The organism is Virgibacillus siamensis (genome assembly GCF_900162695.1).
GTDB lineage: Bacteria > Bacillota > Bacilli > Bacillales > Amphibacillaceae > Lentibacillus > Lentibacillus siamensis_A.
On the sequence record NZ_FUIH01000007.1, the window covers coordinates 365,298 to 389,364 of the forward strand.

Annotated in this window: 25 protein-coding genes; 13 read left to right on the forward strand and 12 right to left on the reverse strand. The window is 42.4% G+C overall.

Annotated features, from left to right (window positions below; translation table 11 throughout):
- The first annotated feature begins 11 nt into the window (after positions 1 to 11).
- Positions 12 to 959, forward strand: coding sequence for a glycine betaine ABC transporter substrate-binding protein (locus B1K71_RS05485; protein WP_077324985.1), 948 nt, complete (start codon positions 12 to 14; stop codon positions 957 to 959).
- Positions 960 to 1,124: 165 nt separating this feature from the next.
- Here B1K71_RS05485 and B1K71_RS05490 read toward each other — a convergent pair whose 3' ends face one another.
- Positions 1,125 to 1,484, reverse strand: a complete 360-nt coding sequence (locus tag B1K71_RS05490; RefSeq protein ID WP_077324986.1) for a YtxH domain-containing protein — start codon at positions 1,482 to 1,484, stop codon at positions 1,125 to 1,127.
- A gap of 289 nt (positions 1,485 to 1,773) precedes the next feature.
- Positions 1,774 to 2,199: an HIT family protein gene (locus B1K71_RS05495; RefSeq protein ID WP_077324987.1), complete on the reverse strand. Its 426-nt coding sequence runs from the start codon at positions 2,197 to 2,199 to the stop codon at positions 1,774 to 1,776.
- A gap of 429 nt (positions 2,200 to 2,628) precedes the next feature.
- Here B1K71_RS05495 and B1K71_RS05500 point away from each other — a divergent pair, with 429 nt between their 5' ends.
- Both B1K71_RS05500 and B1K71_RS05505 read left to right on the forward strand, forming a co-directional pair.
- The gene (locus B1K71_RS05500; RefSeq protein WP_077324988.1) at positions 2,629 to 3,372 is read left to right on the forward strand and encodes an ABC transporter ATP-binding protein; all 744 of its coding nucleotides are present in this window, start codon (positions 2,629 to 2,631) and stop codon (positions 3,370 to 3,372) included.
- Positions 3,365 to 4,576, forward strand: a complete 1,212-nt coding sequence (locus B1K71_RS05505) for an ABC transporter permease (protein ID WP_077324989.1) — start codon at positions 3,365 to 3,367, stop codon at positions 4,574 to 4,576. The genes B1K71_RS05500 and B1K71_RS05505 overlap by 8 nt, the downstream gene beginning before the upstream one ends.
- 241 nt (positions 4,577 to 4,817) lie before the next feature.
- Here B1K71_RS05505 and B1K71_RS19825 read toward each other — a convergent pair whose 3' ends face one another.
- From B1K71_RS19825 to B1K71_RS05520, 3 genes are all read right to left on the reverse strand, one after another.
- Positions 4,818 to 5,000 carry an aromatic amino acid lyase gene (locus B1K71_RS19825; RefSeq protein WP_077324990.1) on the reverse strand — a complete coding sequence of 61 codons (183 nt, stop codon included), beginning with the start codon at positions 4,998 to 5,000 and terminating at the stop codon, positions 4,818 to 4,820.
- Positions 5,001 to 5,340: 340 nt separating this feature from the next.
- The gene (locus tag B1K71_RS05515) at positions 5,341 to 6,516 is read right to left on the reverse strand and encodes a M20 family metallopeptidase (RefSeq protein ID WP_077324991.1); all 1,176 of its coding nucleotides are present in this window, start codon (positions 6,514 to 6,516) and stop codon (positions 5,341 to 5,343) included.
- Positions 6,517 to 6,687: 171 nt separating this feature from the next.
- Complete coding sequence (locus B1K71_RS05520) at positions 6,688 to 7,122, reverse strand: ferritin-like domain-containing protein (protein WP_077330049.1); 435 nt, start codon at positions 7,120 to 7,122, stop codon at positions 6,688 to 6,690.
- A 101-nt stretch (positions 7,123 to 7,223) separates the two neighbouring features.
- Between B1K71_RS05520 and B1K71_RS05525 the strand changes: the two genes are divergently transcribed.
- From B1K71_RS05525 to B1K71_RS05550, 6 genes are all read left to right on the forward strand, one after another.
- Positions 7,224 to 7,871 carry a phosphatase PAP2 family protein gene (locus tag B1K71_RS05525; RefSeq protein WP_428848856.1) on the forward strand — a complete coding sequence of 216 codons (648 nt, stop codon included), beginning with the start codon at positions 7,224 to 7,226 and terminating at the stop codon, positions 7,869 to 7,871.
- Between the two features lie 88 nt (positions 7,872 to 7,959).
- Positions 7,960 to 8,721, forward strand: a complete 762-nt coding sequence (gene liaF / locus B1K71_RS05530) for a cell wall-active antibiotics response protein LiaF (protein ID WP_245799364.1) — start codon at positions 7,960 to 7,962, stop codon at positions 8,719 to 8,721.
- A gap of 14 nt (positions 8,722 to 8,735) precedes the next feature.
- A complete protein-coding gene (locus tag B1K71_RS05535; RefSeq protein WP_077324993.1) occupies positions 8,736 to 9,773 on the forward strand; it encodes a sensor histidine kinase in 1,038 nt (345 codons plus the stop codon).
- A 15-nt stretch (positions 9,774 to 9,788) separates the two neighbouring features.
- Complete coding sequence (locus tag B1K71_RS05540) at positions 9,789 to 10,427, forward strand: response regulator transcription factor (protein ID WP_077324994.1); 639 nt, start codon at positions 9,789 to 9,791, stop codon at positions 10,425 to 10,427.
- 84 nt (positions 10,428 to 10,511) lie between these two features.
- Positions 10,512 to 10,940 (forward strand): disulfide oxidoreductase, encoded by a 429-nt coding sequence (locus B1K71_RS05545; RefSeq protein WP_077324995.1) that lies wholly within the window; start codon positions 10,512 to 10,514, stop codon positions 10,938 to 10,940.
- Between the two features lies 1 nt (position 10,941).
- Positions 10,942 to 11,439: a thioredoxin family protein gene (locus B1K71_RS05550; protein WP_077324996.1), complete on the forward strand. Its 498-nt coding sequence runs from the start codon at positions 10,942 to 10,944 to the stop codon at positions 11,437 to 11,439.
- A 24-nt stretch (positions 11,440 to 11,463) separates the two neighbouring features.
- Here the strand turns inward: B1K71_RS05550 and B1K71_RS05555 are convergent, their stop codons facing one another.
- From B1K71_RS05555 to B1K71_RS05580, 6 genes are all read right to left on the reverse strand, one after another.
- The gene (locus B1K71_RS05555) at positions 11,464 to 12,462 is read right to left on the reverse strand and encodes an aliphatic sulfonate ABC transporter substrate-binding protein (protein WP_077324997.1); all 999 of its coding nucleotides are present in this window, start codon (positions 12,460 to 12,462) and stop codon (positions 11,464 to 11,466) included.
- Positions 12,463 to 12,525: 63 nt separating this feature from the next.
- Positions 12,526 to 13,293, reverse strand: a complete 768-nt coding sequence (locus B1K71_RS05560) for an ABC transporter permease (RefSeq protein WP_077324998.1) — start codon at positions 13,291 to 13,293, stop codon at positions 12,526 to 12,528.
- A complete protein-coding gene (locus B1K71_RS05565; RefSeq protein ID WP_077324999.1) occupies positions 13,283 to 14,065 on the reverse strand; it encodes an ABC transporter ATP-binding protein in 783 nt (260 codons plus the stop codon). The genes B1K71_RS05560 and B1K71_RS05565 overlap by 11 nt, the downstream gene beginning before the upstream one ends.
- Positions 14,066 to 14,457: 392 nt before the next feature.
- Positions 14,458 to 15,060 carry a DNA-3-methyladenine glycosylase gene (locus B1K71_RS05570; RefSeq protein ID WP_077325000.1) on the reverse strand — a complete coding sequence of 201 codons (603 nt, stop codon included), beginning with the start codon at positions 15,058 to 15,060 and terminating at the stop codon, positions 14,458 to 14,460.
- Positions 15,061 to 15,226: 166 nt separating this feature from the next.
- Positions 15,227 to 15,526 carry a hypothetical protein gene (locus tag B1K71_RS05575; protein ID WP_077325001.1) on the reverse strand — a complete coding sequence of 100 codons (300 nt, stop codon included), beginning with the start codon at positions 15,524 to 15,526 and terminating at the stop codon, positions 15,227 to 15,229.
- 115 nt (positions 15,527 to 15,641) lie between these two features.
- Complete coding sequence (locus B1K71_RS05580) at positions 15,642 to 16,142, reverse strand: antibiotic biosynthesis monooxygenase family protein (RefSeq protein WP_077325002.1); 501 nt, start codon at positions 16,140 to 16,142, stop codon at positions 15,642 to 15,644.
- 157 nt (positions 16,143 to 16,299) lie between these two features.
- On the opposite strand from B1K71_RS05580, the gene B1K71_RS05585 reads away from it, so the two are divergent.
- The 4 genes from B1K71_RS05585 to hemY all read left to right on the forward strand — a co-directional run bounded on the left by B1K71_RS05585 (position 16,300) and on the right by hemY (position 21,925).
- Positions 16,300 to 18,429: a transglycosylase domain-containing protein gene (locus B1K71_RS05585; protein ID WP_077325003.1), complete on the forward strand. Its 2,130-nt coding sequence runs from the start codon at positions 16,300 to 16,302 to the stop codon at positions 18,427 to 18,429.
- A 101-nt stretch (positions 18,430 to 18,530) separates the two neighbouring features.
- Positions 18,531 to 19,565 (forward strand): uroporphyrinogen decarboxylase, encoded by a 1,035-nt coding sequence (hemE, locus tag B1K71_RS05590; RefSeq protein WP_077325004.1) that lies wholly within the window; start codon positions 18,531 to 18,533, stop codon positions 19,563 to 19,565.
- Between the two features lie 27 nt (positions 19,566 to 19,592).
- The gene (hemH, locus tag B1K71_RS05595) at positions 19,593 to 20,531 is read left to right on the forward strand and encodes a ferrochelatase (RefSeq protein ID WP_077325005.1); all 939 of its coding nucleotides are present in this window, start codon (positions 19,593 to 19,595) and stop codon (positions 20,529 to 20,531) included.
- Entirely contained in the window at positions 20,528 to 21,925 is a 1,398-nt protein-coding gene (hemY, locus tag B1K71_RS05600; protein WP_077325006.1) for a protoporphyrinogen oxidase, read from the forward strand. Before hemH ends, hemY begins: the two co-directional genes overlap by 4 nt.
- Positions 21,926 to 22,146: 221 nt before the next feature.
- Here hemY and pepF read toward each other — a convergent pair whose 3' ends face one another.
- On the reverse strand, positions 22,147 to 23,958 hold the full coding sequence (pepF, locus tag B1K71_RS05605) for an oligoendopeptidase F (RefSeq protein ID WP_077325007.1): 1,812 nt from the start codon (positions 23,956 to 23,958) through the stop codon (positions 22,147 to 22,149).
- Positions 23,959 to 24,067: the final 109 nt, after the last annotated feature.

Genomic DNA, 24,067 nt, shown 5'->3' on the forward strand with positions numbered 1-24,067 from the left:
TATAAAACACTATGTTTAAGAAGTTTAGATTTATCGGCCTGGCCATGGTTGTTGCTTTGGCAGTTGTTTTGGCTGCATGCGGCAGCGGAAGCGACGAAAGTTCGGACTCATCCAACAGTGGTTCAGAAGGAGATTCAGGCAGCAGCAGTGGTGTTGAACTTGGTGAAAAAGAACTGACAATTCCTTATGTTGCATGGGCTGGCGCAATCGCTCGTACACATTTGATTGCACAGGTTCTCGAAGAAGCCGGCTATGAGGTGGAAACACCGCAAGTTGAAGCCGGTCCAATGTGGTCAAGTGTCGCAGACGGATCCGCTGATATTACGGCATCTGCTTGGCTGCCGACAACTCACCAAAGCTACTGGAAAAAGTATAAGGACAGTGTTGAATCCATCAACACCATTATTGATAAAGCACCACTCGCACTGACAGTTCCTTCTTATATGAAAGACGTTAACTCTGTTGAAGATTTAAAGGGTAATACGGAGCTTGGTGAAGCAACTGACTGGACAATTATTGGTATTGACCCAGGCGCAGGAATCATGCAAAACACACAGAAAGCATTGAAGGAATATGGTCTTGACAAGTGGACCTTGACGCAAAGCTCAGGTTCAGCAATGCTTTCACAGCTTCAGAAAAAAATGGAAGATAAAGAGAAAATTATTGTTCCACTTTGGAAGCCACACTGGGCTTTTGCAAAAATGGATTTGAAAATGCTTAAAGACCCTAAAGGAGTTTACGGTGGTGACGGTGATCACATTGATATCGTAGTTAACAAAGAACTAAAAGATAAGTCGCCGGCTGCATACCAAATCTTGAAGCAATATACAGCTGACTATGAGCAGCTAAACTCACTAATGGGTAAAATCCACGATGGTGCAGATCCTGAAGAAGTTGCAGCTAAATATTTGGAAGAACACCCTGATAAGTTAGATAAATGGTTAAAAGGTTTAAAATAAGAAACATACGTAAAAAGACTGCCTGATGTAATGGGCAGTCTTTTTGCATTGGGTGTGATTGAATTTAAAAATAGGTGAGGCGGCTTACAAATCAACAAATAATTGGTCATTCCAGGCTGGTCTGCTTTCCATACAAAAAAACCCCTCGGGATAGAGGGGATCCTGTTATTCCTTATTAATTTTTTCTTCCAAATCTTTCAGGCTTGATTCAATTTGCTCCAGATATTCATAAATGTTTTCTTGATGGGGTTCAACAGCCGTTTTCCATTCTTCCACAGAGTTTTTCATTTCCTGTGTAAGTTCTTTCACTAATGCGGCACCTTCTTTAGAAGTTTCCGTAATTTGATCCTTTAATCGAAGTCCGTCCCGTTTTAGATTTTCTACCATATCCCGCCATTCAAGGCCTTGCTCTTTGGCACGGCTGCGCAGGTCTTTTCCTGAATATGGCGCGCTGAGCAGTGCAGTGGTAGAACTGATTGCTCCGCCAACCAACACACCAAGCAGTAGTGATTTTTTATTTATCATGTAAAACGCCCCTTTCGTCACTAGTATAACCTTTCCTGTTTTGCGGAGGAACTAATCCACAAATTACTCATTTCCTCGAAAAATCCTCTGACAGAAATGCCAGAGGATTGAGTTATTGAGTCTTTATGGCATGGATAGTCGCCTTGTCATTTTCAATACGCGCCATAATATTCAGCGCTGACAAAATAATCAAAATCCCAGTATTTACTTGTTCTTTCGTATCAAGGCTATACAAATCCATTATATCAGATATACCCATAAATCAAAAGTGATAATATTCTAAAAACAACTAGATGTTCCCTTGAATATCAGCGGCAATTTGCTGAAGATCTTCGGTCGAATAGTTGTCGCCATGTGTCGTCCAATTGGATGAAAAGCCATCTCCGTCTCCGTATCTTGGAATGATATGAATATGCAAATGAAAGACCGACTGATCAGCTGGTGCTTCGTTGTTGTTCAGCAGGTTCATGCCAATCGGCTTAAAACGCTCTTTAATGGCAGCGGCAATTTTTGGAACTCGGGAAAATAATTTGCTGGCTATTTCCGGCGGTGTTTCATAAATATTTTTGGTATGTGTTTTTGGAATTACAAGTGTATGTCCTTTTGTTACCTGGCTGATATCCAGAAAAGCATAAACAGCTTCGTCTTCATATACTTTTGCGGAAGGGATGTCCCCATTAATAATTTTGCAGAAAATACAATCCTCATGACCCATATGAAATCACTCCTAATTGTCTTTTCATTAATTGTATAGACATAAAATAAACAGGTCAAGCCCGCAGATGCGGACCTGCCTGTTTGAGAAGCAAGAGGATGACTCTACATTCTAATGTTGGGGACTTTGTAATGATTGTTAACGATAATCGATTAACGTTGATTACAAAAAAACTTATTTTGGCAGCATCCCTTTTTACGGGGATACACTGGCAAAAACGTTTATTGCATTAGATTGCCTTTCACAGACACCTCATTTGTTTTACAAATTTGTATGACAGTGATACATCCTCGCAACTTCATTTAATATTGTGGATGTTCCGGGCAAATTTTATACACACAAAATGTCGAATAACCGGGAAGAGTTTGTTTTGGCATTGTTATGTAAACATGGTAAAATTTTATCAAGTGACGTTTAGGAGGAGAATCTGTGGAATCATTGTTGCATATTGAAAATCTGCACGGCGGATATACACATAAAAATGTACTGCACGGAATTTCGTTTGATGTTTTTCCAGGTGAAATCGTTGGACTGATTGGACTAAATGGGGCCGGGAAAAGTACGACAATAAAGCATGTGATTGGGTTAATGCAGGCTAAAAAAGGTACTGTGTCCGTGAATGGAAAAACGTTTGCGGAAAATCCGGAAAGTTATCGGAACCAGATGGCTTACATACCGGAAATGCCAATTTTGTATGATGAGTTGACATTGTATGAGCATTTGAGACTTACTGCGATGGCTTATGATATTCCGGAAGATGTATTTGAAAAAAGGCTGCAGCCGCTTTTGAATGAATTTCGGATGGAGAAAAAACTGAAATGGTTTCCGGTTCATTTTTCAAAAGGGATGCGGCAGAAAGTCATGATTATGTGCGCTTTTCTGATTGAACCGCCATTGTATATTGTGGATGAACCCTTTGTGGGGCTGGATCCGCTTGGCATCAAATCATATCTTGAATTAATGGATGGTATGAAATCCAATGGTTCGGGTGTGCTGATGTCCACCCACATACTGGCGACCGCGGAACGGAATTGCGACCGGTTTGTCATTCTGCATGACGGGGAAATACGGGCCGCCGGAACATTGGACGAGCTGCGGAAAGATTTTGATATGCCGGATGCTGCGCTCGATGATTTATATGTGCAGTTAACAAAGGAAGATAGCCATGTTTGATGCACATGATTTTTTTAAAAAGCGGCTGTCTTCCCATTTTAAGGAACTGGGAAGATACACCCGCTACATATTTAATGGCCATATTGCGTTTGCCATGATGTTTTTTGTTTCGGTTATGGCTTACTACTATCAACAGTGGCTGAAGGACCTTCCGGAAAATTTCCCGGTTGCCATCATTGCAGGGGCTGTGTTGGGATTATTAGTCAGCTACAGCCCGGTGCGCACATTGATTCAGGAACCGGACCTTGTTTTCCTGATTCCGGCCGAAACGAAGATGGGCCCATACTTTCGGGATGCCATCATCTATAGTTATGTTGTTCAATTGTATATTTTGCTGCTTGCAGGAGGGGCATTGGGACCACTTTATTTTGCAACATACCCTGATCGTGCGGGAAATGTTTACTTACTGACACTTGTAGTGGTTCTGATTTTTAAGCTGTGGAATCTGATTACCAACTGGAGAATGCTGAAAATCAGGGAACCAGGTATTCGCCAAGTGGACATTCTTGCACGTACGTTAATTAACATGGCTGTTTTTTATTTCCTTGTGAAAGGTGAACTGTTGCTTGCGGGTATTACTACAATTCTGTTTCTGTTCGTGTTTGTGTATGATTTTATGATTTCCCGAAAGCAGGCAGGGGTTCTGTGGGATGTTCTTCTGGAAAAGGATCAGAGCCGGATGCAGACATTTTACCGGATTGCCAATATGTTTGCGGATGTTCCGCATCTGAAAAATCGGGTAAAAGGACGGCATTGGCTTGTTTCGTTGGTCAGTCGTGTGCCGTTTACCCAAAAGCATACATTTGATTATCTGTACCGGATTTCGGTCGTCAGAAGTGGTGATTATCTTGGGATGTATGTACGGCTGATTGTTATTGGCGGTTTATTCATATTTTTCGTACCAAACCTTTGGATGAAAGCCATTTTTGCATTGTTGTTCATTTACATGAGCAGCTTCCAGATGATGACACTGTATCACCATCATCGAACGGTTATGTGGCTTGATTTGTACCCCGTTTCCACAAAGGTTCGGCAGCAGTCATTAATCAAATTACTATTCCAGTTGACATTCCTGCAGACAATTATTTTTACAGTACTGCTGCTCGTGATGGGTGTTTGGCTTGGTGCAGGGATTGTCTTTGCCGGAGGGATAGCATTTAATTATCTTTTCCAGAACGGGTATGTAAAAAAGAAGATTGCATAAAGTGTAATATTCTAAGGAAAACCCGAACAACTAATTTAAATTAAGCGAAGGAAATATACTAGGCTTTCACTGCCAGCATAAGTGCGACATCTGCTCAAGCAAGCTTTCGCAGTGTCTTCTTTACCGCGGGCGGGTACTGGGTCTCCTCGTGCTTGGTGCCCGTCGTGTTGCAAGTGTTTCAATGAAGCTCGCAACTTGAAGGATAATCGGGGGAAGTATTGCTCGTCGTACTGCGGGGGTCTCACCTATGCCTTTCCTCGACATCACTGAACTTCCTAAAACCTGTATTAATGCCATAATACATGGTCTGTTTTTCAGCCAGCATCCTTTCAGCTGTCTGCCTGCTGGTCATGATTCTTTCCCGTGATGACCCTGACAGGAAAATCAGTTCATGGTCAAAAACAACACGGCGAACCTCTTCCATTGTTAATGTCTCTCCTGCTGAATGCAAGAGTGGATTAAAATTGGGGGGTTTTGAACTTATAATTGTGAACATTATCATATCGATTGTGAACTTTAGCATTTTGACCATGAACTTTAGCATTTCAGCTGTCAACTTTAGCGAAAACGCCTTCTGCTTTATCATTTCAGTGCGGCCAGCAAAAAACTGCCCGCTCCCCTTTCAGGAAGCAGACAGTCACGCAACTGCCGAACAAATTCTATTCCTCTTTTTCAGCGACCGGGTCTTTCCTTCCGCTGGAGTCTCCGTATATTTCCCGAAAATAAACGGGCGTTCAAACGGGAATATGGTCTTTCAGCAGACCCTATCCATATTGCTCCTGAAACTCAAAATAAGCGGCAATCAATGTTTTAGCGGCTACTGGTAAGGCTCGTTCGTCAATATCAAACATTGGATGGTGGTGTGGATAGGTGTTACCTTCAAGTTTTGCACCGGTAAAGAAATAAGCTCCCGGTTTTTCCATCGTGTAGTAGGCAAAATCTTCTCCAGCCATCACCGGCTTTACGACTTCCGCTTTTTTCACTTCAGGTACCTTTTCACTTGCCTGCAATAAAAGATCAGTCTCAGACGCGTTGTTGATAAGCGGTGGATAACCTTTTTCATAGTTCAAAGTGTACGTAACATCGTTTCCAACGCAGATCCCTTCGATGATTTTCTCAATTTCCGTGACGATTTGATCCCTGACCTCTGTATTCAAATGCCGTACAGTACCGACCAGTTTTGCCGTATCTGCAATGACATTGAATGCTGATCCTGCCTCGAACTGCCCAATTGTAATAACTGCAGTTTCCAGCGGATCAAGTCGTCTGCTGATAATTTGCTGCAACTGTGAAACAATTTGTGAGCCAATTACAATCGCATCTTTCGTTTCATGCGGATATCCTCCATGGCCGCCTTTTCCCTGAATAGTCACATCAAACCGATCAGCGCCGGCCATGAATGCATGCCTTGATGTCTGCAAAACACCAAACGGAGTTGTTGCCCAAAGGTGTGTGCCAAAGACAGCATCCACATGGTCGAGTGCACCGGATTCAATGATTGGCTTTGCTCCGCCGGGTGCATATTCTTCGGCATGCTGATGCAAAAACACAATCGTTCCAGGAAGCTGTTCTTGGAAGTTTTTCATCGTTTTGGCAAGTATAAGCAGGCCGGCTGTGTGCCCATCATGCCCGCATGCGTGCATGACACCGTCGATCTTTGATTTGTACGGAACATCTTTTTGATCCTGAATCGGTAGTGCATCAAAATCCGCCCTTAGTGCAACAGTTTTCCCGGGTTTACCACCTTTAAGTGTTGCAATAACACCGTTCCCGCCAACATTTGTCTGGCAGGGGATGTCCAGTTCCTGATAAAAATCAGCGATATATTTTGCCGTTTTTGTTTCCTGAAATGAAAGTTCCGGATACTGGTGAAGGTAACGCCGGATTTCCACCATCTCGGAATAGTGTTCATCCAGTTTCTTATGTATTTCTTGCAGCATGTAATCAACCCCTTGTTTTTTTTATATAATTATATAATTATAACATTAAATATAATTTTAAAAAGTCAGGAAGGGGAGCGAATATATCAATAGAAGAAGGCAGGCATATCAATCCGCACAAATTAAAAAGGATTGCTGCTCACTGCAGCAATCCCCGTGTTCAACTTTTAATCAGGAAACTCGCGGATCTGATAGTAATCGTTCAATTTCTTCTTTATGGTGTGTTTCATCAGCAATCATATCTTCCAGCTTGACAACCAGCTCGGTATAGCCGAGGCCATCAGCCTGTTTTTTGCGTTTTTCATAGCGCTCGATTGTATCTTTTTCTGATTGTAATGATGCTTCAAGTAAATCTTTTACTTCTGTAGGCTGTGGGATTTCGGCTGCCTTCGTTGTTGGTGTACCGCCGATATTATAAATTTTTTCGGATAAATAAAGTGCGTGTCCCATTTCATCGTTTATTTCATCCTCAAAAAATGGCTTTAAGGCCGAGCGGTACAGCCCCGTTACAACCGATGCACTGTACGTGTATTGTATTGCTGCGGCATATTCATGTGCGAGGTCTTCATTAAGACCATCTATCAAATTTTTTAAATCCTGATCCATTGTATCCCAACCTTTCATTAATTTCATCATATACATACAGTTCCCTAAATCGTTTTTTTAAAACCTGTTATAAGGTATGATGAAAACAGGAGGTTATGTACGTGCGAAAGAAAGGTTATTCCTTATTTCTTATTTTGTTTAGTATAATGGCAGTACTAATCGGAATCTGGGTGGTTAAACTTGTGAGCGGCAACGTACTGTATGTCGATCAGTGGACCAGAGCATTTGTCGATGATCTGGCAGGTTCACAAGTGTTTATTATATTCCGATGGATAACGGAGCTTGGTTCCGGGACGTTTTTGACTCCATTTACTATAATTATGGCATTTGTTTTGTGGCGTTTGTACAAGGAATTGCTTCCGGCTGTTATTTTTGGATTGGGGACGTTTTCCAGTCATTTGCTGAATGTTGCGATAAAGGTTCTTGTAGAGCGGGAGCGCCCCAGTATTTTTGCGGCAGCAGATGCGGAGGGATACAGTTTCCCGTCCGGTCATGCGATGATCTCTACCGTATGTTACGGGTTATTGTCTTATTTTATTGCAGGAAAAATAAAGAACAGGCGTACACAATATTTATTACACGTAGGCTTCGCATTGCTTATTCTGTTGATTGGCATCAGCAGATATATCATAAATGTTCATTATCTGACCGACGTGCTGGGTGGTTTTTTCTTCGGTGGAATTTGTATAGCTGTGCTTGTTCTCTTGTACAGATTTGTGAAAAAGAAGCAGGAAATGTCTCCGTCTTGAGTCGGAGATAAAAACATTCCGGAGGTCATTCCATGCTTACAGACAAACCGTTACAATAAGGGTAACTTAACTTTAGAGGAAATGAGTGATGGCAATGGGCGGCGGCTTTTTAAGATTTTTGTTTGCTGTGGTACTGATTTTGGCCGGTGCAGGACTGGTTTTGGCAAATATAGGTGTAATGGACATGAATATGGATAATGCATGGCTGTATATTTATCCTTCCATTTTTGTTTTGTTCGGATTGAAATGGATGATTGATAAAATCCGGCAAAAAGGTGGCAGTTGGATTTTTGGGTCATTCTTCTTTATTTTTGGTTCATTGCTTTTGCTTGATCGGTTCGATGTGATTGCGTTTCAATTTTGGGATGTTTATAAGTTGTGGCCATTATTGATTATTTATATCGGTTTTTCATTTATCCGTAAGCCGAGCAGAATTAAAGTAACCTACACTTCAGACGGTAATAGCAAGGGCGAAACTGAATATGACAACAGTTATTTCTCGGTTGGAGAACATGATTACAGTCAACCGAACTGGAAAGTGGAACCAATGAATCTGAAAAGCATGGCCGGGGATTTTTACATGGACTTTTCCAAAGCATTTATTCCGGATAAGGAAACCCCTATAACCATTAAGTCTTTGGCAGGTGATGTGAACATTCTGATTCCGGAAAATATCGCTTTTCGGGTTGATGCATCTGCTAAAGCCGGGGATATTGATGTTGCCGGACAGAAAGCGGAAGGGATTAACAGAAGGGTGCGGTATGAAACAGACGATTATGCAACAGCAGTTAAAAAACTTGATTTGATGATTAATATGAAAGCAGGATCCATTCGGATTGTAACTGTTTAAGAGGGGGCGGGAAAATGTTACACAAAATGAGCAGCATTCGTTTTATATATATTCGCTCCCATCTATATGCTGTATTTCTTACAACGGTCATTTTATTGTCGCTTCTTTTATCCATTTACGTATTAGGTTCTCCCGATTGGCTATCAGCACTCGGTATATTTATTTTCATATTATTATATATTCTGGTTGGTGTGTTCATTTCATTCTATGCCGGTTTTAAATCGGGTGGTGAGATGAAGGAGCGGCTTGATTATTTATCCGGACTTATTACACAATTTTCCAATGGGAATTATCATTCAAAAATTTATTTTAATGAGAACGATGAAATTACTCGTATTGGCAATGAAATGAATGAGCTTGGGGGAAAATTACAAAATCAGGTGAAATCATTACAGCGGATGGCGGATGAAAAGGCCGATTTCGCTAAATCAGCGCACAAGGCAGCTGTGATTGAGGAGCGGCAGCGGCTCGCCCGGGATTTACATGATGCAGTCAGCCAGCAGTTGTTTGCGATTACGATGATGTCAGAAGCATCACTTCGGCAGCTGGAGATTGATCCGGCCGTCGCAAAAGAGCAGCTTAGGGATATTGCCGAAAGCGCTTTGAAGGCACAAACCGAAATGCGGGCACTGCTGCTGCATCTGCGTCCGGTTCATTTATCGGGTGAACCATTGAGGGAAGGTATCAAAAAACTGATAGACGAACTGAAACAGAAAACAGCGCTCGAATTCAAAGTCGCTATGAATGATAACATTGAGTTATCTGATACAGTTGAAGAGCATGTGTTTCGGATTATCCAGGAAGCGCTTTCCAACACATTAAGACATTCGAAAGCGACAAATGTTACAATTGAAGCTTTCATCCGGTCTGATGAGTTATTTGTACATATCAGCGACAATGGGGAAGGCTTCCATGTGAAAGAGGACACCGGACGCAAGACGTCGTACGGGCTTAAAACAATGCGGGAGCGCACAGAAGAGCTCGGCGGCACATTTGCCATCCGGTCGACAAAAGGGGAAGGAACATATATTGATCTTCGGATTCCATGTTAAAAAGGGGGAAATCTTATGGTTCGCGTAGTAGTAGTAGATGATCATGAAATTGTCCGAAAAGGAATTGTTTCGTATTTACGGACAGAAAAAGATATAGAAATTGTCGGGCAGGCATCAAGTGGCAATGAAGGGGTAAATGTCATTCTGGATACTGTCCCCGATGTTGTGCTGATGGATCTTATGATGGAGAATGGTACCGGTATTGAGGCCACGGAACAAGTTATGGGGGAACTTCCCACATGTAAAATCATTATTTTGACCAGTTATTATGACAATAAACAGGTGATTCCTGCCATTGAAGCGGGTGCATTCAGTTATATATTAAAAACATCATCGGCCCAGGAGATTGCTTCAGCCATCAAAAAGGCTGCCGCAGGGGAAAATGTGATTGAACCGAAAGTTGCCGGTCAAATGATGACCAATTTCCGCCGCGGACCAAAGCAGCCGCATGAAGAGTTAACGGAGCGTGAACTCGAGGTACTGCTTTGCATCGGAGATGGTCTGACAAACCAGGAGATTGGGGAGAAACTGTATATTGGTATTAAGACCGTGAAAACCCATGTAAGCAATATTCTTTCCAAACTTGATGTACATGACCGCACACAAGCGGCTGTATATGTTCACAAAAATGACTTATCCCGCGAGAAAAATTAGGTCTTTTGGAATTTCTTTTTTGATTTTTTCGTAGAATTCACTGTATACTATTGAAGAAAATTAATATGAGGAGATTTATAAAACATGGGAAATTCCAAATCGAACGAAACATTGCTGATGCTTATATGGGGACAGGCGTTTATTGCAATGCTCGGAAGTTTGTTTTACTCGGAAATTATGGGCTATGTCCCATGTGAATTATGCTGGTATCAACGAATATTAATGTATCCGCTTGTTATTATCTACGGAGTTGCCGCAATCAAAAAAGATATAAGGGTGGCACTGCCTGGACTGATTTTAAGCGGAATAGGTGTGTGTGTGTCCATTTATCATTATCTGGTGCAAAAATTGCCCGCATTGGAAGACGCCGGAAATTCATGCGGCTTGGTTCCCTGCAACGCCGAATACGTAAATTACTTTGGATTTATTACGATTCCTTTTATGGCCGGGGTTGCATTTATTGTAATCTTTGTTTTGCATATTATCCTGATGAAACAGCAAGGGGGAAACTAAGATGAAAAAGAAAATGGTTATTTTTGGGATTGTCATTGTAGTCTTGTTTGCAGGACTTTATTTTGTTATTGATTTCAAAAATGATAAGGCAATGGAAGACAATCCGTATGGAAAAGAAGACCTGCATCAAGCAACTATCGATCAGTTGGACAGCCCGTATTACGGAAATCAGATTCTGCCGGATGAACTCGGGAAAAAAGTGGACAGCGGAGAAAGTTTATTCGTTTATTTCTACAGCCCGACATGCCCGCATTGTAAAAAAACGACACCGATGCTGGCACCACTTGCAAAGGATATGAATGTGGATATGAAAAAGCTGAACCTGATTGAATTTCCGCAAATGGCTCCAAAATATACGATAATGAGTACACCTACACTTGTTTACTATAAAAACGGTAAAGAAGTTGACCGTGTAACAGGTTCACAGTCAAAAGAATTATTTACAGCATTTTTTAACGAATATAAAGATGGAACAGATAAAAAGGCCAGCAAGGGATAACCCAGCTGGCTTTTTAAAATTTTCTTACTGAATAAAACTAGTATCAACCAATCCATCTAAATCAGGTTTCTCTTTTAAAAATTCAAGCTGATAGGAGGAATTTGCGAAATCCTGCAGCACATCACCATCAATTTTATATGTGAAGCTTATGCGTTTCCATGCATTGTCAATTACTGATTTTGAAAGTTTCTGATCCGTAATTTCGCTGATTTTTTTAATTGCAATCTTTTTGGCTTTCTCGGGATTATTTTGAATAAACTTCGTCGCTTTTTTATGTGCGTCAACAATATGTTGAACCATTTCCGGGTTGTTTTTGACCAGGTCCTGAGACGTTACAAACACAGCTGCCGGCAGTGTTTGCCCATATGCTACGTTCTTGGTGTCTACAAGTACTTTCCCGCTCCCTTTTTCCTGAATGACAGATGCCCATGGTTCCGGTACAGTAGCCGCATCGACTTTTCCCGCTTTAAACAAAGCGTTATAGGTTGCTGGTTTTCCTGTGACATGTTTCATAGTTCCGCCGACCCGTTTGGAGGTGATGCCGTACTCTTCTTTCATCATTGTTTCAAACTGGACGTCATGGGTACAGCCCACTCGTGGTGAAATAAACGTATTTCCTTTTAAATCTTCTGGTTTGTCGATGTTGGTGCCTTTTCGGGCCATAATTACGGTGCCGCCTGTTGAACCAGCAGCAACGACATTAATCTTTGCCCCGCTTGTGAAATGATTCATTGCCGGTCCGGGGCCGACAAGTCCGCCCTGAATGTCGCCGGTTTCAATGGCGGTCATAAATGCTGAACCATCTGGAAAGTATTGATAATTAACCTTTGTTCCATCTGGTAACGTTTTGGAATATAATTCTTTTTCTTCCGCCACCATCCCGGCAACATGGTTAATATTCGGGAAATATCCGATGGTGATTTCCTTTGCTCCATCGGCACTTTTCGCTCCATTATTTCCTCCGCAAGCAGATAATGTAAGACTGAATGCAGTAATAATCGCCAATAAGAAAACTTTTTTCATGTATCCTCTTCCTTTCTATAGGGGAGGGCTGCTCCCTCGTATTTACATGCGGTAACCGGGCTTCTATGTTTTTGTCCGTAATCCCCAGCGTTGCATTACATTCTTCTCCAATTTGGAAAATACGAGCTGATCAACGACTGCACCGATAACACCGATAATGATAATAATTCCGATTACCTGATCCATTCGGGCGTAATCTTGTGCATATCGTAATGAATAACCGAGTCCGGGGCCGTTACTAAGCAATTCACCTGCCATTAATGCCCGCCAGCTGAATGCCCAGGCAAGTCTGAGTCCCTGCATAAAATAAGGAACGCTGGCAGGGATTTCAACACGGCGGAATAATCCGAACCCGCTTGTGCCCATTGTTTTAGCTGCCCGAATCAGCTGTGGCGAAACATTATGAATAGCCGTCCTGACATTAAGCGCCATCACAAATGTACCACCTAGCACAACAACAAAAATAACTGCAAACTCGGTAAAACCAAACAGCATGATAGCAAGCGGCACCCAGACAATGCTTGGGATACTTTGCAATGCGACCAGGTACATACCGGCTGTTTCATCCGCCTGATTGGATTTGCCGAAAATAACCCCTAAAATGGTACCGAATATAATGGCTAACGATAACCCAATTAATAAGTGCTTCAGACTCGCTCCCAACGCTTTTACTAAACTTCCGCTGGCAAACCCTTCATATAATGCAGTGCCAATTTGTTCTGGTGAAGGAAAAATAATATCCGGAAATAGATTCATTGTAAAAATCAATTGCCATATTACGATGACAGCAATTAAAAATAGTATTCGCTTTACGACCAGGTTAATTTTCATGGGATAACTCTTCCTTTAATACTTTATCAATTTCACCTTCAAGCAAATGCATCACCTTTTTTTCTATCTCGATCACCTGATGGTCTTCACGCTTCCTTGGCCTCGGTATATCCACGTTAATGTCAGCAATAACACGTCCAGGCAGTGTTCCCATCACAATGACACGATCTGATAGTTTAACAGCTTCCTGAATGCTGTGAGTAACGAAAAGGATTGTCTTTTTGGTTTGTTGCCAAATTTGGATTAATTCATCATGCAAAATATGTCGTGTTTGTTCATCCAGCGCCGCAAACGGTTCATCCATTAATAAAACTTTTGGATCCATGGCAAGTGCCCGGGCTATTGCGACACGCTGCTGCATCCCGCCGGAAAGTTCATAGATGTAATTATCTTTAAAATGACTTAAGTGGACCATTTTTAAAAAATAATCCGCACGCTCATTCGCTTCATGTTTACGCATGATTCCTTTGAGCGGGAATGTCACATTATCACGGACGTTTAGCCACGGAAATAGGGAAGGCTGCTGAAAAACCATTCCGCGCTCCCGACCAGGCTGAAAAATTTTTTTGCCTTGAAGTGAAACCGAGCCATTCGTAACATTTTCAAGTCCGGCAACCATCGATAATAATGTGGATTTTCCACATCCGGATGGCCCCAGAATGGATAAAAATTGATTTTCAGGCACGTTTAAGTCGATATCCGAAAAAACTGTAAAAGGCTGTGAATCACGCCCAGTAAAGCTTTTACTGACACTATCCATCTGAAGAAACATTAAAACCCTCCTTAAACAACATTATTCCGATAAAAAAAGTGTGTTTTAAAAAGTATACGCAGTCAAAGCCAAATATGTCAATGTCTTTTCCAGGCTGTTGTAATCTATTTGAGGAGGATTGATAGATTATAAGAGTTAACTTGGGTGGGGGGCGTTCGTTTCAAGCCGCAAAACAAAAGCCGCTGCCCGCTGAACAAACGTCCGAAGCCACCGAATAAAAGTCGAAATCCGCTGAACAAACGCCCGCAGCCGCCGAATAGAAGCCGAAATCCGCTGAACAAACGCCCGCAGCCGCCGAACAAAAGCCTAAACCCGCCGAACAAAAGCAGAACTCCGCTTTACAACTTCCCCCAATCCCCCGTGCCAATATATATCACACCACAGTCTCTCAGTTATCTGGATACATAAGCGTTTCCTTTAATCCAAAATCTCCATGGATAATCTTTGGCTTCTCCGGAATTGTCAATGCCGATTCGAGGTCCTGTCACAATATCGTTCACATTAATTTTCCGTCCGCACGTAATCCAAAGTGGTGGCGTATCAAGTGAGTGACCATAATCAGCCATTGAAATCCCAAGTGCTTTTGTTAGTTTTCCCGGGCCGTTTGTCCATTGCCGCTTGTTCTTTGCTTTTGGTCTTCTCGCTTCTATTAGCTCCTGCCCAATATATGGCTCAATACCTCTGATAAGGATTGACTCCGGTTGTTCTATTTGCCCGCTGACAACATTAATCAGGCAATGTGTATGCATAAGGTGGGTATAGGCATGTCCGGGTTCGCCAAACATGATTTCTGTTCGCTTCGTGCGCCGATTGTTAAAACTATGTGCAGCCCTGTCAAGCGGCCCCATGTACGCCTCCGTTTCAACGATGAATCCAGCCGCTGTTCCCTCGCAAGTTTCTTTTATAAGCAGGCAGCCAAGCAGTGATTTTGCCAGTTCAAGTGTCGGCTGCCGGTAAAATTTTTTATCAAGTGGTTTTGCATCAAAAATAGACATTATAAGATTCCTTTGGTGTATTATTTTGTTTCATCTATGACCAACTTCACATTATTTTAAATATCTGCAGAATCAGAACGCGGAATTCCTGTTAATTAATTCCGCCTGTCAGCCTGTCTTCCTTTAAGGGCGAAGTCACAATGGGAAAGCAGCATTTCATGTAATTCTATTTTTTTGGATCCTGTCCAATCAATAACGGGCCCATTTTCATAAAATGAATGGAACATCCAGTAAAGGAGGGGTTCTGATGTGCTACCACGATCCCTATAAAAAGAAACACTGTCATCATTGCCAAAAAGACGACGACTGCTATTATGATTTTTTCCACAACAAGAAAAACAAGTCCAATTGTCGGCACTGTGAATGTTGCTGCATCTGTAATAAAAGCAATCGTGACCACCATTGTCAAAAACATCGCCATAATGACTGCTTCAACAAGAGAAAATACGATGTACAATCTTCCCAATGCTTTTATCTTTTCAAGGTGAGGGATGATGAAGATTATTGCAGCTGCTGTGGAAGGTATTATTAAAAAAGCTGCAGCATGATAATCGCTGCAGCATAATTATAAATATTACTATTTATTCATTCGGATCAATCATATGGTAGCTTGTTATGAACGGACGGTCAGCAAAATATGCTGGCTGTTTTACATTTCCTTTGTTATGCGCTTTTTTAAATTGGTCTGAATTCTTCCATGCCTCAAAGTCCTCTTTTGACGCCCATTGGGTGAGAACAACATACTGGTTGCTCTTTTTCGGACGGAGGAGCCGGAATGCCTGAAAACCTGCGAACGAATCAACATGCTGCTGTCGGTTCCGGAAATTTTCCTCGAAAACGGCTCTCCCTTCGTCAGTTACCGGTATATTGTTCATGACGACATACCCTTTCTTTTTCAGCTGGCCTTTTTCAATAATTGCCTCAAAATCACGTCCGGAAGCAAAGATACTTTTCTTTTGATCAGACTCGTAGTATACCAGTGTGCTGCCGTCTCCGTTCATATAAAACAAGTCAAGGTCCGGATGTTTGTCCTTCAGATTTTTTAAAAAATCAAATGTTCCTTTTGTCATGAATGCATTCATACAGCTTCCCCTTTCTGAATTGCTATATTTTCATAATACCCTCATTCCTGCGTGGTTAGTCAATTATAATGATTATTAATTTATAGTAGGTATTATTGCTTTTTTAATGACGAAATCTGTCGTATACTATACAAGGAATCTTATTTGAGGTGAATACATGAAAAAAATAAAGTGGCTGGTACTTTCGTTCAGTATTATTATTGTACTTGGACTGCTTGGCTATGCTGCTGTCTTGTTCGGTGGCGCGCTTGTTGTCGATAAGGAAGATCTGACACTTGATGCGACAACGACCATTGAAACATCTGACGGAAAAGTAATCGGCAAATTATATGAAGAAAATCGAATTCCTGTCAGTATTGAAAAAATCCCCGACCACGTACAGGAGGCCTTTGTTGCGATTGAAGACAGACGGTTTTTTGACCATCAAGGTGTGGATTTCAGGTCTGTTGTCCGCGCCATCGTAGAGGATATTGTCGCTGGAGCAAAGGTTGAAGGGGCAAGTACGATTACAATGCAGCTTGCGAAGAACCTTTTTCTCCATAATGATAAAACCTGGATGCGAAAAACAAAAGAAGTAGTGGCTGCCATTCATCTTGAACGTGAGTTGTCAAAAAAGAAAATTTTGGAATTATATTTAAATGAAATTTATTTTGGACAAGGTGTATACGGGGTGGAGGCTGCATCGCAATTCTATTTTTCAAAACCGGTGGAAGATCTGACCATTGCTGAGGGTGCATTGCTGGCAGGGATGGCTAAAGGGCCGAATGGTTATTCACCGATTGATCATCCTGATAAAGCGGTTGCCCGCAGGAACTTGGTATTGCAGGTGATGCATGACACTGGAAAAATTACAGATGCAGCACACAAGAAAGCACGGCAAACATCATTAGGATTGAAGTTGAACGAAACGAAACCAAATCCGTGGGCAGACGGATACATTGATCTTGTTCTGGAAGAATTACAGGAAGAGCATGATTTATCCATTGATGAAATGAAGCGCGGCGGCTACCGGATCATCGTCAACATGGATAAGGAAGCCCAACAAACAGCTTACAAGCTTTTCCGGCAAGACAGTTTTTTTCCGGGCAATACGGAAGGTGTCCAAGGTGCATTTGTACTGATGGAAAAGACCTCCGGAAAGATTGCGGCTGCAATTGCCGGCAGAGATTATCAGCTTGGTGACTTGAATCATGTAACTGTCAAACGCCAGCCCGGATCGGCAATGAAGCCGATTGCCGTTTATGGGCCGGCAATGATGAAGGAAATGTATCAGCCATATTCGTTAATTCCAGATCAAAAAATGGAAATAGATCACTATACTGCAACAAATTACGATGATCAGTATGCCGGTGCGGTTTCCATTTATGATGCATTGGTAGCATCGAAAAATGCGCCTGCAGTATGGCTGCTGGATCAGATTGGGATTTCATATGCTAAAGATTACTTGGAGAAAATGCATCTTAATATAAAGGATGATGGCTTGGCGATTGCGCTTGGCGGCTTGAGCAAAGGACTGACACCGCTGCAGATGGCTGAAAGCTTTCGTGCATTTGCAAGCGGCGGGAAAGTCATCGAGTCGACATCCATCAATCGAATTTACAACAGGGAGCAAGAAGTGATTTTCAAGGCAAATCCGAAAGAAAATAAGGTGTTCAGTCCTCAGGTGGCATGGAATATGACTGAAATGCTGACCCAAGTGGTGGAGCGGGGAACCGGCAATGCCGGCGAATATGGGAAAGCACTTGCTGGCAAAACCGGTTCCACGCAACACCCGTACGTAAAAGGTGAGTATAAAGATGCGTGGTTTGTCGGGTACACTCCGGAGTATGTCAGTGCATTATGGATGGGGTATGATACCTCTGACAAAAATCATTATCTTACTGCCGGAAGTTCGTATCCGACCCGTTTGACCAAAGCAATCCTAACTGAATTGGATAAAACGAAAAATCTGGCAGCATCTTTCACAAAGCCAGAGAAAGTGAATGACTTGCCTGAACCAATTGAACTTCCGGAGAATATTAATCTCCAGTCAGAACTGGCATTTGGCGGTTTTTCCCTGTTTAAAGGAAGATTGGAGTGGAGCAGTGCTGCGGATAATCGTGTCGTCTACCATATCTACCGTGAACAGGAAGGTATTGATAAGCGAATCGGGGAAGTCAAAGGCAAATCAGAGTTTTTCATCGGCAGTGTAAATGTATTCAATCCTTCTTCGTATTATGTGGTACCATACAATCCATTGACAAAAGTGGAAGGGAAAAAGTCGAATACCGTCAGACTGGCTCTGTAATTTAAACAAATTGATGACAATCATTGCCGTTTGCTATACACGGGATATGGAAATCGATATAGTAATAGCAGACTGTTCAGCAGATAAAAAGGGTGAAATAAATGTCAAGAACGATAAACGATTCAATCATTAAGGCGTATAAGGGAGAATCAACTGATTATACGCCTGCATGGTATATGCGGCAGGCGGGCAGATCGCAAAAAGAGTACAGGGAATTAAAAGAAAAGTATTCCCTTTTTGAAATCACACATCAGCCGGAACTTTGTGCGTATGTTACAAGACTTCCGGTCGAGCATTATGGTGTTGATGCAGCTATTTTGTATAAGGATATCATGTCACCATTACCGGCACTTGGTGTTGATGTGGAAATCAAATCGGGAATCGGTCCGGTCATACACAATCCTGTATCAACCTTTCACGATGTGGAAAACCTTGGATCAATTCATCCGGAAAGTGATGTTCCGTACGTATTGGAAACGATTCGCCTGTTGAGTGAAGAACAGCTTGATGTTCCACTGATTGGTTTCAGCGGTGCTCCATTCACATTGGCAAGCTATATGATAGAAGGCGGCCCATCAAAAAATTATGCCAAAACAAAAGCTTTGATGTACAGTAAACCGGATGTCTGGTTTGCTTTAATGGATAAATTGGCTGATATGACGATTGCATATGTACAAGCCCAAGTCAACGCTGGAGCAAGGGCTGTTCAGATTTTCGATTCCTGGGTCGGTGCTTTGAATGCCGCTGACTATCGTTTTTATATAAAACCGGTAATGAATCGGATTTTCACAGAATTGCGGAAAGAAAATGTTCCGCTGATTGTATTTGGTGTTGGGGCACGGCACTTGCTTCTGGAATGGAATGACTTGCCTGTGGATGTAATTGGTCTGGACTGGCGCACATCCATTTCGGAAGCACGGGATATGGGAGTTGCAAAGGTTTTGCAGGGCAACCTTGACCCTGCGATATTGCTTTCCGACTGGGAAACGATCGAAAAGCGAACAAAAGGAATTTTGGATGAATCGATTCAGGATGGCAATCATGTGTTTAATCTGGGACATGGCGTAACACCTGAAGTAAACCCGGCAACACTGAAAAAACTGACTGAATTGATTCACACGTATTCGAGACGATAATTTTTTGAAACAAAAGAGGTGGCTGACATGGAAAAGAAAAAAGTTGGATTACTGGTAATGGCATATGGAACCCCGAATAAGGAAGCGGATATTGAGCCGTACTATACGCATATCCGACATGGACGAAAGCCGTCGGAGGAAGCACTGCAAGATTTGAAAGACCGCTACAAAGCGATTGGCGGAATTTCACCATTGGCCAAAATTACACAGGAGCAGGCCAAGGCATTGGAGATTAACCTAAATGCAATTCAAGAAGATGTGGAATACAGCGTATATGTCGGGTTGAAACATATCGCTCCATTTATCGAAGATGCTGTTCAGCAAATGGCGGAAGACGGTATAAAGGAAGCAGTTTCGCTTGTACTCGCACCACATTATTCGACATTCAGTGTTAAAGCCTATAACAAACGTGCCGGAGATGAAGCTGAGAAGCATGGCATTACAATTGAATCTGTTGAAAGCTGGTATAATGAACCAGGATTTATCAAATACTGGGCGAATCAGATCAGCGATGTTTATGACGGAATGTCTGCTGAAGAACGTGCAAAAGCTGTTCTGATTGTTTCCGCACACAGTTTGCCGGAGAAAATTTTACAAAACGGTGATCCATATCCGGATCAGTTGAAAGAGACAGCAAACCTGATTGCGGAAGAAGCAGGTATTAAGGATTATGCCATCGGATGGCAGAGTGAAGGGAATACCCCTGATCCTTGGCTTGGACCGGATGTGCAGGATTTAACCCGTGAGCTTTATGAAAAAGAAGGTTACAAGTCCTTCGTCTATGCACCAGTCGGATTTATTGCCGACCACCTGGAAGTATTGTATGACAATGATTATGAATGTAAAGTGGTTTGCGAAGAAATTGGAGCGGCATATCATCGTCCGGAAATGCCGAACGTGCACCCGCAATTCATCGAGACATTATCAAATGTCGTACTGAAAAAAGTAAAGCGTGAGGTTCAATGAACGAAATGAAAAAAATCGCAATTATAGGCGGCGGAATAACTGGGTTATCTGCTGCCTATTATTTGCAAAAAGAAATAAAAGGGAATAATTTGCCATATGAAGTCAGGTTGTTTGAGGCTGATTCCCGGCTGGGCGGAAAAATCAAAACAGTGAAACGTGATGGTTTTACAATTGAACGAGGTCCGGATTCATTTTTATCGCGAAAGCAGCCTGCTGTGAATTTGACCGAAGAACTTGGTATGGGTGAAGAACTGGTACGAAATGGTACAGGCCAATCTTATATTCTCGTGAAAAATAAATTGCACAAGATGCCGAAAGGGGCCTATATGGGGATTCCTGTCAATGTTCGGCCGTTCTTGTTTTCTAAAATGTTTTCCCCGACAGGAAAGCTTCGTGCGGGAATGGACTTTGTGCTGCCGAAGGGTAAAAAAGGTGATCAGACACTGGGCGGATTTTTCAGGCACCGTTTCGGTAATGAACTGGTTGAGAATCTGATTGAACCGCTGCTTTCCGGAATTTATGCGGGGAGCCTTGACAATATGAGTCTGCTGGCAACATTTCCGAATTTTTATCAACTGGAACAGGAACATCGAAGTCTGATTAAAGGGCTGCGGAAAACCACCCCGAAACCAAAAAAATCTTCCGGCAAGAAGCCTGGCGCGTTCTTTTCATTTACAGGCGGTCTGGAGTCGATGGTTGACCGGCTTTCCGAGGAACTCGGTTCAATTGTTTCATTGAATACAGCAATAGACCACATTGAAAAGAAAGATCATGGCTATCACCTGCTTCTTAGTGACGGGGAAGTTTATAAAGCAGACACAGTCGTTATGGCAACTCCACATTACACAGTTCCGAAAATGTTCAGCCAGTATGATTTTTTTGATGTGTTTAATGATGTACCAGCAACGTCTGTCGCCAATGTTGCACTGGCATTTGATCAATCTGCCATCAAGAGGGATATTGACGGAACCGGATTTGTTGTCTCCCGCAACAGCAACTTCCGGATTACCGCATGCACCTGGACACACAAAAAATGGCCAACTGCTGCACCAGATGGAAAAGTCCTCCTGCGCTGCTATGTCGGACGCCCTGATGACCAGGCCGTTGTTGATCTGAGTGACGAAGAAATTACAGATATCGTTCTGCGTGATTTGAAGAAGACAATGAAGATTACCCAGCAGCCTGAATTCAGTGTTATTACGCGCTGGAAAAATGCAATGCCGCAATATACTGTCGGACATAATGAACGGATCGCTAACGTCCGTGCCGACATGGATCGTGAGCTGCCGGGTGTTTATCTCACCGGAAGTTCATACGGAGGTGTCGGTGTTCCGGATTGTATTGGACAAGGTGAACAAACTGCAGAAGAAGTGCTGGCGTTTTTACGTGGGTAAAATGGGTGTGCGCTGAATGATTTTAACATCAATCAGCGCATTCTGGTATTTGCCGGGTAAAAAAATCGGTGGAAACGTGAATGTATCGACAGAACCAGAATTATATCGATAGAACAAGGATTATATCGACAGAATAAAGATTATATAGATAGAACAGCGAACATATCAACAGAACGACACTAATAATGTGCTCCTAGTTAATCAGGAGCACATTTGTCATGTTAATCATAACTTTTTTCCAGTTCATCCACGAGCTTTCCGACATATGCGACTGCTTCTTTGATTGCATCAGGTTTTGTCATATCAAGACCGGCTTTTTCAATAAGTTCCTGCGGCTTCATGGAACCTCCCGCTTTGAGAACAGATAGCCACTGGTCAACAGCAGGCTGTCCTTCTTTCTTGATTTTTTGTGCGACTGCGGTGGATACAGTCAAGCCGGCAGAGTACGTATATGGATACAAGCCCATATAATAGTGCGGCTGTCGCATCCATGTCAGCTCAGCACCTTCATCCAGAACGACATCATCACCCCAGAAGTTTTGCAGTGCTTCCCTTTTTTGTTTGGATAAGACATCTGCTGTGAGTGGAATGCCTTCTTCAGCAAGGGAATAAACACTGCGCTGAAATTCGCCTTCCAATAAGTGCGTCACGAAATTATGATAATATGTTCCGAGCAATTGGCTGATTACCCAGCGTTTCATTTGTTTGTCGTCTGTTTTTTGCAATAGATGATCTGCCAGCAGCAGCTCATTGATTGTTGATGGCGCCTCGACAAAATACGTGGATTGCCCCATATTGGATAAATTCTGATTCTGGCCAGCGAGATAGAAATGCCCGGCATGTCCAAGTTCATGTGCCAAAATGAAAGTACCCCGCATCGTGTTCGTCCAAGTGATTAAAATATACGGATGCACACCATACGGACTGGAACAAAATGCTCCGGTGGCTTTCCCGACATTATCAGCCCGATCCACCCAGCGATTGTAGAGGCCTTGCTTCATAATTTCCGTGTATTCCGGTCCCATAACCTGCAATGCTTCCAGAATGGTTGATGCCGCTTCATCGTATGTTGTTTCCGGATTGAAGTCCGGATCAAGCGGTGCTTTCAAATCATAGAAATGCATGTTATCCAGTCCAAGCTTTTCTTTCTTAAGCCGTGCAAAACGCCGCATGTGTGGTGCCAGCTCTTCCTGAATGATATCCAGCTGATTGTGGTACATTTCTTCGGTAACCTGCTGTTTTTGAAGCAGCATTTTGGTTGCAGAATCATACGACCTAAGACGTGCCATTGTTGTCTGTTCCGTAATTTCCGTTGCATAGGTCGCGGCATACGTATTTTTGTACCGGTTTAATGTTTTGATAAAAGAATCATATGCCCGCTTGCGGATTCCGGCATCCGGTGACAGTTCATAACGATCCTCGTATAGTGCAAATGACATCGGCAGGGATTCGCCATCGTCATCGGTGATGGATTCAAAATCCATATCGGATGATTTGCTCCGCTGATAAATCATATATGGAGCATTATGTACCTCACTTAGGGCCGCCAATGTTTCTTCAATTTCTGGTGCGAGTGAAAATGGCTTTTTTTCCAGAATATCATCAAGCATTTTTCGGAACTTTTCCAGCTTAGGTTCCTTCTCCAAGAAATAATCCACGTCATCTTTGCTCAGCTCGAGAAGCTCTGATTCAACAAAGGAGAGTTTGGAACTGATTCCGGCAAGTACCGAGGAGATTTTTGCTGAGTCACCTTGATTTTTTGGGCTTGCTCCATCTGCCGCAGCTTTTAAATTGGCGTATGCTGCAACACGTATCAGTCGTTGTTGAAACTGTTCCAATGCATGAAGACACTTCAATAGGGTGGATGGTTTTTTTGTCATTCTCCCTTTAAATTGTGTTACTTCGCTTATATGCGCCTGTAGTACGGATACTTCATTTTCCCAGTCTTCATCTGTTGCGAAAAGATCTGCCAGGTCCCACGTTTGTTCTGTTGGCACATCCGTGCGTTTCATACGTTCAGCTGTTTTTACCATAATATTACCTCCTGCATTTGATTACAATTCCTACTAATAGTATAAAATAAGTACAGGCAGAATGATATGATTTTTCAGAAATGCGTGCATGAAACAAAAGCGTAAGCGC